At 61.8% G+C, this 13,763-nt stretch carries 10 protein-coding genes and 1 pseudogene; 6 read left to right on the top strand and 5 right to left on the bottom strand.

What is annotated here, in order from left to right:
* Nucleotides 1-2 precede the first annotated feature (2 nt).
* Nucleotides 3-499 (bottom strand): annotated as a pseudogene (locus BKG76_RS25455) (site-specific integrase); the annotation flags it as partial.
* Between the two features lie 802 nt (nucleotides 500-1,301).
* Here BKG76_RS25455 and BKG76_RS13770 point away from each other — a divergent pair.
* Nucleotides 1,302-1,943 (top strand): TetR/AcrR family transcriptional regulator, encoded by a 642-nt coding sequence (locus tag BKG76_RS13770; RefSeq protein WP_083338039.1) that lies wholly within the window; start codon nucleotides 1,302-1,304, stop codon nucleotides 1,941-1,943.
* Nucleotides 1,944-2,700: 757 nt separating this feature from the next.
* Nucleotides 2,701-2,934: a hypothetical protein gene (locus BKG76_RS24460; RefSeq protein WP_083338038.1), complete on the top strand. Its 234-nt coding sequence runs from the start codon at nucleotides 2,701-2,703 to the stop codon at nucleotides 2,932-2,934.
* Between the two features lie 190 nt (nucleotides 2,935-3,124).
* Here BKG76_RS24460 and BKG76_RS13765 read toward each other — a convergent pair whose 3' ends face one another.
* From BKG76_RS13765 to BKG76_RS13755, 3 genes are all read right to left on the bottom strand, one after another.
* Nucleotides 3,125-3,994, bottom strand: coding sequence for a cyclopropane mycolic acid synthase family methyltransferase (locus BKG76_RS13765; RefSeq protein ID WP_070938126.1), 870 nt, complete (start codon nucleotides 3,992-3,994; stop codon nucleotides 3,125-3,127).
* A 58-nt stretch (nucleotides 3,995-4,052) separates the two neighbouring features.
* Entirely contained in the window at nucleotides 4,053-5,045 is a 993-nt protein-coding gene (locus BKG76_RS13760; RefSeq protein WP_070938125.1) for an acyl-ACP desaturase, read from the bottom strand.
* A gap of 722 nt (nucleotides 5,046-5,767) precedes the next feature.
* The gene (locus BKG76_RS13755; RefSeq protein ID WP_070938124.1) at nucleotides 5,768-6,544 is read right to left on the bottom strand and encodes a winged helix-turn-helix domain-containing protein; all 777 of its coding nucleotides are present in this window, start codon (nucleotides 6,542-6,544) and stop codon (nucleotides 5,768-5,770) included.
* 151 nt (nucleotides 6,545-6,695) lie between these two features.
* Here BKG76_RS13755 and BKG76_RS13750 point away from each other — a divergent pair, with 151 nt between their 5' ends.
* Nucleotides 6,696-8,105, top strand: a complete 1,410-nt coding sequence (locus BKG76_RS13750; RefSeq protein WP_070938123.1) for an ABC1 kinase family protein — start codon at nucleotides 6,696-6,698, stop codon at nucleotides 8,103-8,105.
* Nucleotides 8,106-8,405: 300 nt separating this feature from the next.
* On the opposite strand, the gene BKG76_RS13745 is transcribed toward BKG76_RS13750, so the two are convergent.
* Nucleotides 8,406-9,116 carry a TetR/AcrR family transcriptional regulator gene (locus BKG76_RS13745; RefSeq protein WP_070938122.1) on the bottom strand — a complete coding sequence of 237 codons (711 nt, stop codon included), beginning with the start codon at nucleotides 9,114-9,116 and terminating at the stop codon, nucleotides 8,406-8,408.
* Nucleotides 9,117-9,346: 230 nt separating this feature from the next.
* Here BKG76_RS13745 and BKG76_RS13740 point away from each other — a divergent pair, with 230 nt between their 5' ends.
* The 3 genes from BKG76_RS13740 (at nucleotide 9,347) to BKG76_RS13730 (ending at nucleotide 13,744) form a co-directional block, all read left to right on the top strand.
* Nucleotides 9,347-10,771 carry a flavin monoamine oxidase family protein gene (locus BKG76_RS13740; protein WP_070938121.1) on the top strand — a complete coding sequence of 475 codons (1,425 nt, stop codon included), beginning with the start codon at nucleotides 9,347-9,349 and terminating at the stop codon, nucleotides 10,769-10,771.
* 70 nt (nucleotides 10,772-10,841) lie between these two features.
* Nucleotides 10,842-12,185 carry an NAD-dependent succinate-semialdehyde dehydrogenase gene (locus BKG76_RS13735; protein WP_070938120.1) on the top strand — a complete coding sequence of 448 codons (1,344 nt, stop codon included), beginning with the start codon at nucleotides 10,842-10,844 and terminating at the stop codon, nucleotides 12,183-12,185.
* Complete coding sequence (locus tag BKG76_RS13730) at nucleotides 12,182-13,744, top strand: APC family permease (RefSeq protein ID WP_083338037.1); 1,563 nt, start codon at nucleotides 12,182-12,184, stop codon at nucleotides 13,742-13,744. The genes BKG76_RS13735 and BKG76_RS13730 overlap by 4 nt, the downstream gene beginning before the upstream one ends.
* Nucleotides 13,745-13,763 lie beyond the last annotated feature (19 nt).

Raw genomic sequence — 13,763 nt, 5'->3', positions numbered from 1 at the left:
GGCTACTCATCGCGTTGACCAGCCCACTTGTCGAGCACAGCGCGGGCATCCGGCCCCGCCGTCGAACGTTGCACATAGTGACGCTCGGTCATCTCCCGCTGCGCAGCTTAAGAGACTGCGGTGCCGCGTCGATCCCCAGTTTCTCCGCCACCACGGTGCCCACCGACCGCAGGAACGAGTGAGGCGTCACCCACTTCACATCTGGATAAGGCTCAAGCGCTTCACGCAGCGATGACCGGATGTTCGACAAGCTCAACAGCCCACCGTTGCGGTTCTTGAGCACCGCCTCCGACGGCCCCATGATCGCGTACAGCTGCTCCGCCCCGAACTTCGGTAGCGTAACCGTGTGAGGCGGCGCAAGACCCTTGCGCCAGCCCTGTCATGTAGCGGGTTTGCCAGCAATCCGGCCGGCGTCTTGAATCGTGCCGGACGCTGCGACGGTCGGCGGATCTCCGAGCAAGTCCACTTCATCCCGGCCAATCGCCAGCACCTCGCCCGGCAGCCGAGATTCCTGAATGCGGATGCCTACCGCGTTGCGCACCAAGCCGATTGACTACCAGATCGATTTGACGCCGCCCACCGTGCCTCCCAACACAGCGCTGCTGCACAGCACGTCGCCGCGCTACATGATTTGAAATATATAGCGGCTCAATACAATTCAAACACCGATGAAGTGGCAGCTACTCCCATCCGGCATGTAGAAGGTCACCGGCCATCTGGCGGTATCAGCAATAGCCTCCTGGACAGGATTCTGTGCGAAGAAGATTCGCGCGGGGTTGGGAATTCCGCCACGCATGATGGTCCGCCGGAAGCTGATTTCGGCCTGGGTCCGAGCAGCACCGCGCGATTCGCCAGATTCAATGCCTCGTGCAGATCAGTTTTCTGCGTAAACATATGCACACCAGCGATTTCCAGCGAGACATCATGGACTCGTAGGCCCAGTTCCTTACTCACAGAAAGAAGTGCGCCTCGCGGGCTGCTTAAATCTCGCGTTCGATCCGAAGAACCTGCGTGCTGCGTGCCAGCCATGCAATGACCACAAGGCCAGGACTGAGGACCGTTGATCGCCTACCGGTGCTCGTTCGGTGAGTGCTGACGATCACAAAGGGCCTTGCGCGAAAGCTGATTCGGCTAGGGAGCTGGAGCTGAGCGCGATCTATGTTGCCGGCTGCTTGCTGGTCTTTCTTGAGGTAGGGGCTTAGGTCGTCTGTTTTAGTGACTTATGGCCATCGCATTGGTTGGGGCCTGTCGCTTTCAATCTCATTCAGCAACGCGCGTGTGCGCACGAATTGAGCTGATTCGTGGTTCTTCTCAGGGATGATTTTGGAGGACCGCTGGTGGCTGGCTACTTCACTCGCCCGTACCGGGGGCTGTCGGCTGAACAGTGGCGCTCTAAGCGTCGACAGCGTTTCCTGGAAGTTGGGCTCGAGGCGATGGCCAGTTCGGGCGGTAGGGCAACGGTTGCCTCGATCACCGCTACCGCAGGGTGCAGCGCCCGATACTTCTACCAGTGTTTCGAAGGGGTAGAGAGCTTTCTCGTAGAGATCTTCGATTGGATTATCGAAGAATGCAGCAAGGCGGCTGTTGTCGCGATCGAAATATCGTCAGGCGAACCGTATTCCCACGTCAAGGCCATCGTCATCGGCGTAGTAGATGCACTGACTGTAGACCCGTGTAAGGCGCGTTTTTTGCTCGATCCGGCGATCGGTGGCTCGCGGTTAGCGTCGCTGCGTGGACAGCTGACCGGTGATGTGGCCTTCATGCTGCGTCAGATACTGGAAGAGAACACGAGCCACCACGACACCAGGCTCTTGGCCGTACAAGCTGAGGGCCTAGTTGCAGGCGTGACTGGCCTGATACGGGTGTGGCTTGATGGTCAGTTATCGCTTACGCGTGAGGAACTGGCCCAGCAGTGCGGCCGCTACATCGGTGAAGCGCTGTGAATCGTAGCCTTAGGCAAAGCGCAGCAGAGACCAGCGGCTCTGCGTCGCGGAGCGCATACCTGACAGATTGCTGCGCACGGCGGGCAACCAGATGCGAGGACGCGCCGGTGGTTGAGGATGCGTCAGTGGCACAAGCACGGATCCTGCTGGCCTCGCTCTACGAACAGAGTCAATCACCAAAGCTTCGGACATGTCTCGCGGGTGGGAAACCTCAGGATGTTTCGCCACTCCCCGACATAGGCGAACCGTTGCAGAGAAGAGGAATGTCTAGGCATGCTCACAATTACAGAGCGAAGTACTCCGTACTTTCCCCGCATAAACGCGCGCGACACGCTGCGTACAGCAAAGTATTCATGCGGACCTAAATATGTCGAATAGTCTTGTACCGCAGGATCTTAACGAACCTCAGCGAATCTCGAAAGACACATTCCCCCAAGCTGAATACGCGGGTTCGATTCCCGTCATCGGCTCCACGTTGATCAGCGCCTCCGCTCCCGCACATTCGCTGAAACCAGGGTCCATACCGCAGCCGTGCAGCGCGCAAAGATAGTGACCAACATCAATTCTCTGGGCTGCAGCGAGACCCGTCCATGCGCAACTAAAGCAACGGCCGCCAAAGCATGGAAGTCTCCAGTCTCGAGATCAGTGATGGCCATTATTTGAGCATTCTTTTTCACTTATTGATTCAATCATTCACAGATAGCTGTACATCAGTGGTTCCGGGTGAGAAGATGAATTAGTGACAGAGAATGCTTCCGTGGCACAGGCCAGGGTGCTGTTGGCATCGCTCTACGAGCATGTCTACGAGACGTCACAAAACGTGGCCAAGGCGGAAGACCTCCTGCGGCGTACACCGAAAGACAGCTCCCCTCATCGGCATCATCGCCAGCGTGTAGCTGCGATGCGCAAGGATCTACGCGAAGCGAAATACCTGATAGACAGCCTATATTCGCGCTATCCAGCTACGCGCGGCCCGCAGCCACCGGACTAGGCCTTTAAGTCTGGCGTTGGCCCCTGCACACCAGCTCGATTCGAGCCATCGCATCACCCACGCAGAGACAGATCGCGCACCCCCACCAGATAAGTCCAATGCAAATGCTCCGTACATCATTCACGCCGGACTCAAAAGAAAGCATTAGCCAGTTAGCTGAAATATCTCCAAGCTGCCAACGAAAGAGCCACTATCGAACAGACTTGGTGAGCGTGAATTGGTGAACGCTGGTGTATCCATCGCGAAAAAGTCTCACGCACCCATTCAAATATTTGTCGAATCGGTCATAGACTTCTTGACCCTGAAGCGCGATGGCTTCGTCACGGTTGGCCTGTAGTCTTTCGGCCCAAGCCTGCAAGGTCCGTACGTAGTGCGGACCGATTTCGTGCACACGTTGCAACGTAAATCCCGCTTTCTGGGCGTGGTGCTCCACCTTTCGCACCGACGGCAGGCGTCCTCCGGGAAAGATCTCGGTCATGATGAACTTGGCAAATCGGGCCAATTCGATGGTCAGGGGCAGGCCCAGCTCCTGGGAGCGCCGCTCATCGAACATCGTGATGGTGTGCAGAAGCAGTACCCCGTCGTCGGGTAGGGCGTTCCAGGCCGTCGTAAAGAAATCGTCGTAGCGCTCGAACCCGAAGTGTTCGAATGCACCGATGGACACGATCCGGTCGACTTTGTCGTCGAATTCCTCCCAGCCTTGCAGCCGCACGTCGATGGTTCGCCTGGTGGGGACGCGCCTGAGCTTGTCGATCGCGTACTTGCGTTGTTCATCAGACAACGTCAGTCCGATCACATTGACGTCATACGTTTCGATGGCCCGTCGCATCCCGGCGCCCCAGCCGCACCCGATGTCGAGCAGTGTCATCCCGGGCGCCAGACCCAGCTTGCCCAGAGCCAGATCGAACTTGGCGATCTGCGCTTCGTCGGCGTTCGCATCCTCGCGTTCGAAATATCCGCACGTGTAACCCATTGTGGGGCCGAGGAAAAGCTCGTAGAACGCGTTGGAGATGTCGTATATGGATGCGATTTCTTCGAACTTGGGGCTCAAGTTAGACATTGCGTATGGTTCCCATCATTCAGCTTCTGTGAGCGGACATTTCACACGTGAGCGCGCACTAGGCGCCGATCATTTCCGCCTTGGCGGCCAGACGCTCTGTGCGTTTGGCTTGGCGTTCCAGGTATTTGGCTTTGACTTCGTCGAAGTCGGCGGCGGTCTTCTTGAGATCGCCGATGTAGCGGTCGAGGTCTTCTCGGTACCGCTCGGCCTCGCCGGTGATGTCGTCGCGTTCGAAGACGCGCCACTTGCGCAGTACGGGCATGAGCACGTGGTCCAGATGTAATTGGGGGTCGTAGATACCTGCGGTGGCGATGGCGAGGGCTTTGCGGCGGATATCGGGAATGGTGTAGCTGGGCATCGTGAAAGTGGCGACTCTGCGATGGATGGATCGCAGGACCTGGTTGGGGGCCAATGCGAGGCCGGCTTCGACGAGGTTGCGGTAGAAGATCATGTGCAAGTTCTCGTCCGTGGAAATGCGTTTGAGGAGAGCATCGGCGATGGGCTCGGCACAGGCTTTACCGGTGTTGCGCCAGGACAGCCGGGTGGCCAGTTCCTGGAAGGTCACGTAGACCACCGAGTCGAACAGGCTCTCGGCGAATGGCAAATTCTGGCCGTTCTGTCCCGGGGAGAATCCGCGGGTCATCTGCTCCACACGCAGCTTCTCCAACTCGATCGGGTCCACCGATCGGGTCACGACGAGGTAGTCGCGGATCGCGATGCCGTGCCGGTTCTCCTCAGCGGTCCAGCGGTTCACCCAGGTGCCCCACGGCCCATCCATCGTGAAGTTCATCGCGATCTCACGGTGATAGGCGGGCAGGTTGTCCTCGGTGAGCAGGCCGGTGATCATTGCGGCCTTGGCCACTTCGGAGAGCTTGGACTGCTCCGGATGCCAATCCTGCCCGCCCAAAGCCTTGAAGTTCTTGCCCTCGGACCACGGCACATAATCGTGCGGATTCCAGTCCTTGGTGACGCCGAGGTGACGGTGCACATTCTCCTCGACCACAGGCTCAAGCTCGTACAGCAGCTCACGATCGGTGAAATCGTTCCGCATGTGTTTCCTCACGTGAGCGGCGATTGTCGACGGGATAACGGCGTGCCTCTTCACGAGAACCTCGCCGCAAGGGGCCACTAGGGTCAGGGCACCTTGAGAACCGGAGCACCGCAGGTGCACCGCGTTGCGTACTTCCGTCGTATTTGCCAAACGGCTGCCACCGTGCGGCCCAACGCGCGGGCGATATCGTCCACCGTTCGCGATGAGTCGAGCGCGTATGCGATCTCGTGAGCAGACCAGCGAGTCCGAAACGGTGAAGGTTCCGGAGTCTCTAATCGCTGCTCCCACACCCGGTCTGCACGCGCGTTCAGTTTCTCCCAGCGTCTGGTCTCGGCCCGTCCAATCCGCCGCAGACGCGTGGCTTCCGCCGTATGGCACGTATCGCACCGACACCCGGCCTGGAATCCCGCCGCACCATGAGTTGTCACTCCCACCGACGCCATGGGGGAACTGTAGGACATACTGTCTCAGACAGCAAGCCTTTCCGTCGCTACATTGGCAGATATTCAGTGCCTCATGTCAGGTTCCCCGGCTGCGCGCCCACATCGCCGCGCACCGCGTTTGTTTCCACGACCGTCACCCGATATCGCCATCGGATAGTAAAGTGTTTGTTATATAACGATTTTCACGAGCGCTACGGAGGTTGCGGCACCGCACCCAGCCCAGTTCGCCGAATCAGATCCACGAAGAACCAATCCGACTCAGACAGTTACCGGCGAGTATCAGGCAGTTGCCACCGAACCACGCACAGGCACATCCGCCTCATGGCCAACTACCAGTTCAGCGAACCGTTCGATGACTTGCTGGTGGTACATGTCGAGAAGGTCCTCGAAGAGGGCGAGCTGAGACTGCGTGGGACCCGCCTCGGTTTTGCGCGCAGCCACAAACGCGCGCCACACAAGCACACGCACATCCGGCTCTGCGGGGTAGTAGGCGGCGGTTGCCTCGGGCAGGCTCAAAATCATCTCGCCTATCGAGTTCAACACTGCTTTCCGAAAGGGTTGGTGGAGCGCAGCGAGGACATGGCGAACGATGCCCAGTTCCTTCTCGAACATTAACGAATGGTCCGGCTTATCCAGTCGTGCAATCGATTCCAGCTCGTCTATGCCGCTCTCGACCACAGCCAAGTCCGGCGGCTCCTCGAGAGTCGCGTAAGCAAGGAGCGCTTCCAGCACAATCGTGCGTTCCACATCGACAGCGTCGCGGAACATTTCGAAGGCTTCCGTAGGCGTCTGTGACAGCCTGAACACATAACCACTGACATCGACGCCGCCACTGTCGCGGATGTCGCTGATCACGAAACCCCGAGCACGCCGCGCGACCACGATGCCCAACGACTCCAGTCGTCCGAGAACCAGCTGCGCCGTCGCGCGATTGACGTCAAACTCATCGGCGACCTGGCGTACCGACATCATCAACTCGCCGGGCGCGTACTCCCCACCGACAACACGGCGCGTCAACTCCTCGGCAATGTCAGCCACCATCGTCTTCGATTCCATCGCCCCGCCTCTCGCACACAAATGCTAGAACCGTCTCGGACAGCATAGCCAGGCCGATCACAGGACTTGACGACTCGATGCTAGCCCCCGAGACTGATCTCGAATTAGCTGGCGTGTAGCACGAAGTGCGCACTGTTCCCAGAGGTGAGTGATGCCCGATCGACCCCGAAGCAAAGTGGTACCGCTGTTCCCGCGGCGGGCTGCCGAGGCATCCAGTGGCCGCGTACCCACGGCCACGCCGCTACGCAACGCAAAGTTGTCCAAACTTCCGGCCGCCTATGCGGCCCGCCGCGTCACAGGGGCCGGCAAGCGGTTACTCGGTCGCTCGTCCGACGAGATCGGCCGAGACATCCAAATGCGCACCGCACAGCATGTATTCGAGATTCTTGGCGAACTGCGGGGAGGCGCCCAGAAGCTGGGCCAGATTCTGGCACTCACCGAACTGACTCTCCCAACCGAGTTAGCCGAGCCCTATCGGATTGCGCTGAGCAAGCTGCAGGACTCGGGACCGGTCATGCTGCCGTCTCTCGTCCACGACACCATGGCCGCCAACATGGGTGAGAACTGGCGCCGGCGCTTCAACGCATTCGATTCTTCCCGTGCGGCAGCCGCCTCAATTGGGCAGGTACATCGCGCAGTTTGGCATGATGGCACGCCGGTCGCCGTCAAGGTGATGTACCCGGGCGTACGTCAAGCGCTGCTCAACGAACTCCGCTTACTTCGATCGATGGCACCCATGGCCTCGGTCGCTTTCCCGGGCACCGATGTTCGTTCAGTAATCGATGCGGTCTGCGACTACGTCGGAGACGAACTCGACTTCCAGCAAGAGGCGCACTATCAGCGCGCTTTTGCCGCAGCCTACGCCGACGATCCAGATTTCCTGGTACCCAACGTTATCGACCAACAGCACGACGTACTGATAAGCGAATGGGTGGACGCCGTGCCGCTGAATCAGCTGATTCGCAACGGCTCTCAAGAAGACCGCAATCATGCGGGGACACAAATCCTGCGCTTCACTGCGGGCAGCTTCCAGCGCAGCGGGTATCTGTACGGCGACCCGCATCCCGGAAACTTCCAGCTGCTCCCCGACGGGCGGCTCGGAGTGGTCGACTTCGGAGCATGTTCGACATATCCCTCCGGCTTTTTTACGCTCGCTCACGACCTGGGCGAGGCAATCCTCAACGGCGGAAACGACGATCTCGAGGCCGCCTTACGGCAGCACGGTTTCGTAAGGCCCCGGCACGAACTCGATGTCGAGGCCATGGCCAACGCGATAGCACCGTTTCGTGAACTGTTCCTCTCGCCCGAGGCACGCCTGACCCGGGCCTGGTTCGTCGGTCAAGTGAACAGCCTCACCAAACCTCGACTATCCAACGTCGCCCGGCAAGTGGCGTTGTCCGGGGAACTGATCCCGGCTGCCCGCACCCTCATCCTGCTCCTCGGCACCCTCAGCCAGTTGGAGTGCACAGTGCCGCTTCGCGACGAGCTCGCCATCGGATGGCCCGGGCTGGCCGACGTGCTGCGGCGTTACCGGCAACGCACTGGTTCGCTCGCCCGGTAGCAGTGCGAGGCCTGTTTCATCGGAATGATCGAGCGATTGATCGTCGAGAACTCCCGCATCTCGTTGAGCGCCACGGGGCTCTCGGCTAGCTGCGCCAACGATCACGGAACGCCCCGTTGTGGGCATCGCGGGTCGCCTCAGACTACCGCGAGTTATAGGTGTCGATCCTTCCCGCGAGTCCAAAGTCTCTGCGAGGGAGGTAATCTCATGCACCTTTGCTGATGGCCCTACCGAGCGGGCACCCGAACTCCTGAATATTGTGACGGTCGGCGAGTCGCTCAACCACACATGACCAGAACCTCACTGGCGCTGCGCCGGCAACCGCACCCCCGCCCAGCCGCGTCCAGTCCCCCAAATATGGTGCAGTCCAATGAGGGCCGCGTCCAGTCCCATGGTGAAGATCAGGTCGTGCGCGCGCGTTTGTCGCTCACGCACGGAATTGGCGAATGCCTCATAGACTCGGCCCATCTGCGGCGCGTTGGCCGGGTCATACGGCGCGTACACGTCGCTCGGGCCTGGGGAGTCCACCGCGGCCCCGAAGATGAAGGTCTCGAGGATGCTCATCGAGGCGATGATGCTCTCCTCCGGCCAGCCCGCGGCGGCGAAGCCCGCGGTAACCCGTTGGTACATCACGGATGTGAGCGGTGCCTGCGCCAGCGGGACCTCCACGATCAGCGGCAACAGTTCCGGACGTCGGCGCAGCTGATCGAGGTAACTCCACGCCCACCGGGAAAGCGCCTCACGCAGCGGGACCGTTCCGAAGCCGGAGACGTCCAGACCGGCGGTGAATCGCTCCTGCACTGCCGCAAGCAATCCAGCACGCGACGGGACGTGGTTGTACAGCGCGGCGATAGTCACTTCCAGCCGGGCCGCGACCGCCCGCATGGTCAGTTTGCGCAACCCGGAGGCGCGCAGCTCGGCGAGTGCCGCGTCGACAATCCGGTCACGGCTGAGCACCCCGACAGACGGCCGGCCCCGCCCACGGCTCGCAGTGTCGCGGTCCCTCTGCATCGTGGTTCATCCGTTCATCAGTCGCCCATGCCTATACAGAAAATTAACTATCCGCCCGCTGGCGACAGCCAATCTACCGAGGTAACAGCTTCAGAAAATAAAAATTTGCTTGTTCGGCTAGTCGATCGGCACAGCGAAGTTCCTAGCATTGTGACTCACGCCACCATCGGGGATCGCGTACACCACGGTGTAGTCCCGCCCGTTCCGGCGTCAATTCGAGAGGACACTCCGTGACCGAATTTGTCGTACCCACCACCGCCCGCAGCGGACCGACCATCGAGCGCGACGTGGTGGTCATTGGCGCCGGAATCTCCGGCCTGATGACCGCGCGCAGGCTCGTCCAGGCCGGACACACCGCGGCGGTGCTCGAAGCACGGGACCGGGTTGGCGGGCGTACGTGGTCGCAGACCATCGACGGCGAGTTCTTCGAGCTCGGCGGCCAGTGGATCTCGTCAGACCAAGATGCGCTCAAAGACCTGCTCGCAGAGCTCGGCAAATCGACTTTTCCCCGGTACCGCAGGGGCAACTCGGTCTACATCGGCCAAGACGGTGAACGACGTGAGTTCACAGGCGATTTCCCCGTCCCCGACGCGACCCTGCAGCAGGTGAATCAGTTGGTCCACACGCTGGACGCGCTGGCAGCCGAGATCGACCCCGCGGCCCCGTGGGAGCATCCGCACGCCGCCGACCTCGACGCCATCCCGTTTGCGACCTGGCTGGCATCGAACAGCGACGACGAGGAGGCCCGTCGAATCGTCGGGCATTACATCGCGGCCGGCATGTTCACCAAGCAGTCCCACTCATTCTCTGTGTTGCAGGCCATGCTGATGGTCGCCTCCGCGGGGAAATTCGAGCACCTCATCGATGAGGGCATCCTGCTCGACGAGCGCGTGGTCGGCGGCATGCAATCGGTGTCCGAGCAGATCGCCGACGAACTCGGCCCCGGCGTGGTGCACCTGTCGGCCCCGGTTCGGCAAGTGAACTGGTCCGACGCCGGTGAGGGGATGCCATCGATCGTCACTGCGGTCAGTGACCGGGTGACCGTGCGGGCACGCTTCGCGGTGCTGGCAATACCGCCGAACCTCTACAACACCATCAGCTGCCAGCCGCCGCTACCTCGCATCCGGCAGGTCAGCCACCAGCACCAGTCCATGGGGCTGGTGATCAAGGCCCAAGCCGTCTACGAGACGCCCTTTTGGCGCGAAAACGGGCTCTCCGGCACCGGTTTCGCTTCCCATGAACGGGTCTGCGAGGTCTACGACAACACCGTCGCCGATCACCCGCATGGCACCCTGGTCGGCTTCGTGGTCGGCGTGAAGGCCGAGGAGACCTGGGCGCTGCCCGACGACGCGCGCCAGGGCGCCATTCTGGAGTCGTTCGCCGCATACTTCGGGAAAGAGGCCAAACGCCCGCTCGCCGTCTATCTCTCCGATTGGGGCACAGAGGAATTCACCCGCGGCGCCTACGGGGCCAGCTGGAGCCTCGGCGGTCTCAGCCGCTGGGGGCACCTACAGAACCGGCCGGTCGGCCCCATCTTCTTCGCAAGCTCCGACATCCAGGGCGTCGGCTATATGCACGTCGATGGTGGCGTGCGGATCGGCACCGATACCGCGGGCCGGATCCATGCCGCGCTGCTCGCCCCCTCGAACAGCTAGACCCACAGGGCGCGAGTGTGTGCAAGGCTCGAGGAATACCCGAAAATCCCATCCCTGCAAGGAGAATCCCATGACTGAATACGCCGTCACCGATCCCGCCACCGGCGAGGTCGCAGCCATCTACCCCACCGCCACCGACGCCGAGTTGGATGCCGCCCTGACTGCCGCGTCCGGAAGTAGCCGCACCTGGCCCGCGGACACTACCGTCGCCGACCGGGCTGCCCGGATGCGCCGCGTGGCCGAGCTGCACACCGCAAAACGGGAAATGCTCGCCGACATCATCGTGCGGGAGATGGGCAAGCCCCGCGACGAGGCACTGGGCGAGATCGACTTCTGTGCCGCGATCTACGAGTACTACGCCGACAACGCGGAGAAGTTCCTTGCCGACGAGAGCATCGAGCTCCTGGCCGGGCAGGGCACAGCGGTTATCAAGCGTCTCCCGATCGGGGTGCTGCTGGGCATCATGCCGTGGAACTTCCCCTACTATCAGGTGGCCCGGTTCGCCGGCCCGAACCTGTTGGTGGGCAACACCATTCTGCTCAAGCATGCCCCGCAGTGTCCGGAGTCCGCAGAGGCACTGGCGCTGTTGTTCGCCGAGGCAGGCTTGCCGTCCGGCACGTACCTGAACATTCGCGCCACCAACGAGCAGGTCGCCAACCTGATCGCGGACCCCCGTGTCGCCGGGGTTTCCTTCACGGGCTCCGAGCGTGCCGGCGCCGCGGTCGCCGAGATCGCCGGCCGGAACCTGAAGAAGTGCGTACTGGAACTGGGCGGCTCGGATCCCTTCTTGGTGCTCTCATCCGACGACCTGGACGCCACCGTCGCGGCCGCGGCCACGGCCCGGCTGGACAACACCGGGCAGGCCTGCAACGCCGCCAAACGATTCATCGTCGCGGACGAACTGTACGAGGCGTTCGTGGAGAAGTTCACTGCCACACTGCTCGCCGCCGCCGACGGGATCGCTCCGCTCAGCTCGGTGCGCGCCGCAACGACTTTGGAGGCGCAAGTCGCCGCCGCCAAGGCCGGCGGGGCCACCGTCACCGCTGCCGGCGAGCGCCGCGGCGCCTTCCATCCGCCCGCGGTCATCACCGGCCTCACCGCCGATAACCCGGCCTACCACCAGGAGCTGTTCGGCCCGGTCGCGTCGGTGTACCGCGCCAGCAGCGAGGATGAGGCCGTCGCCATCGCCAACGACACCCCCTTTGGTCTCGGCTCCTATGTCTTCACCACCGACCCCGAGCAGGCGCAGCGGGTGGCGAACCGTATCGAGGCCGGAATGGTGTTCGTGAACGGAGTGGGTGCCGACGGTGCCGAGCTGCCCTTCGGCGGCATCAAGCGCTCCGGCTTCGGCCGCGAGCTGGGCCGGTTCGGCATGGAGGAATTCGTCAACAAGAAGCTCATCCGCACCCTGTGAGCCAGAGTATCGACGCCTCGCGTGTCGGCGGCAAAGGCCTGGCGGGCGGCCAGATCGGCACATTCTCGGGCGCGGTGCTGGGGATATCGTCTGTCGCCCCCGGCTACACCCTGACGGCCAGCGTTGGGCTGCTCGTGGCCGCGGTGGGATTGAAGATGCCGGCCATCCTGATCGCCGGTTTCGTCCCGATGTTCCTCACCGCATACGCCTATCGCGAACTCAACTCGAAGAACCCCGATGCCGGGGCATCGTTCACGTGGTCCAGCCGCGCGTTCGGGCCCTACGTCGGGTGGATGACCGGCTGGGGACAGGTAGTCGCCTGCATCATCGTGCTGTCGAATTTGGCGGCGGTGGCGGTGCAGTTCTTCTACCTGTTCATCGCGCAGATCTCACACCAGCCTGCGATCGCGGACCTGCCCTCGAACAAACTCGTGAACATCGCCACGACGTTGGCGATCATGCTGATCGCGACATACGTTGCGTGCCGGGGCATCACCACCGGCGAGCGCGTCCAGTACGCGCTGGTGGGCTTTCAGATGCTGATGCTGTTCGGCTTCGCGGGGGCCGCTTTGTGGAAGGTCGGGACCGGTGCGGCGCCTGGCCACCTCTCCTTCGATATCGATTGGCTCAATCCATTCACCGGGTTGAGCATCGGCGCCTTCGTGGTCGGTGTGACCGGTTCGGTGTTCGCGTTCTGGGGGTGGGATACCTGCCTGACCCTCGGTGAGGAGAGCAAGGACCCGGACCGGGTGCCCGGGCGTGCGGGCCTGCTGTCCGTGATCTCGATCCTGCTGACGTACTTGTTGGTTGCGGTGGCACTGACGATGTACGCCGGGGTGGGCACAACGGGTCTTGGCCTGGGCAACCCGGCGAACGAAGAGAACATCTTTGGCGCCCTAGCCAATCCGGTGTTGGGGGCCTTCTTCGGTCCGTTCCTTTCCCTGGCGGTGCTGGCCTCTTCGGTTGCGGGCTTGCAGACCACCTTCTTGCCTCTTGCCCGTGTGATGCTCGCGATGGGCGTCTACGGCGCCGTCCCCCGGAAGTTCGCGGAGATCAGCCCCCGCTACCTGGTGCCCCGCTTTTCCACCATCATGTCCAGCACGGTGACGGCGGTGTTCTACACCGTGGTGACGGTGTTGTCTGAGCACACTCTCACCGACACCATCGCCGCGCTCGGCATCATGATCTGTTGGTACTACGGCATCACGGCGTTTGCCTGCATCTGGGAGTTCCGGCGCTCGCTCTTCGTCAGCCTCCGCAACGTGGTGTTCCGGTTCCTCTGCCCGCTACTCGGCGGTGTGATGCTCATCGGCATTTTCGTGATCTCGGTACGCGAATCGATGGACCCCGCGAATGGCAGCGGTTCGTCAATCTGCGGCATCGGCCTGGTCTTCTTCCTCGGCTTCGGCATTCTCGTGCTGGGTGCGGTGCTGATGCTCATCCAACGGGTAACGGCCCCAAGGTTCTTCACCGAGAACACCTTGCACCCGCGAGCAAGGAAGGTGCCCGCCCAGACGCTCGAATCCGGACGCCCTAAGCCCGTCAGGGACCTGGTGTAATCACCAAACCGTATGGTGT

It is taken from the genome of Mycobacteroides franklinii (assembly GCF_001853795.1).
In the GTDB taxonomy this organism is placed as follows: Bacteria; Actinomycetota; Actinomycetes; order Mycobacteriales; family Mycobacteriaceae; genus Mycobacterium; species Mycobacterium franklinii.
Note: the sequence above shows the minus strand (reverse complement) of the source record. Positions and strands in the feature narration are given on the sequence as shown.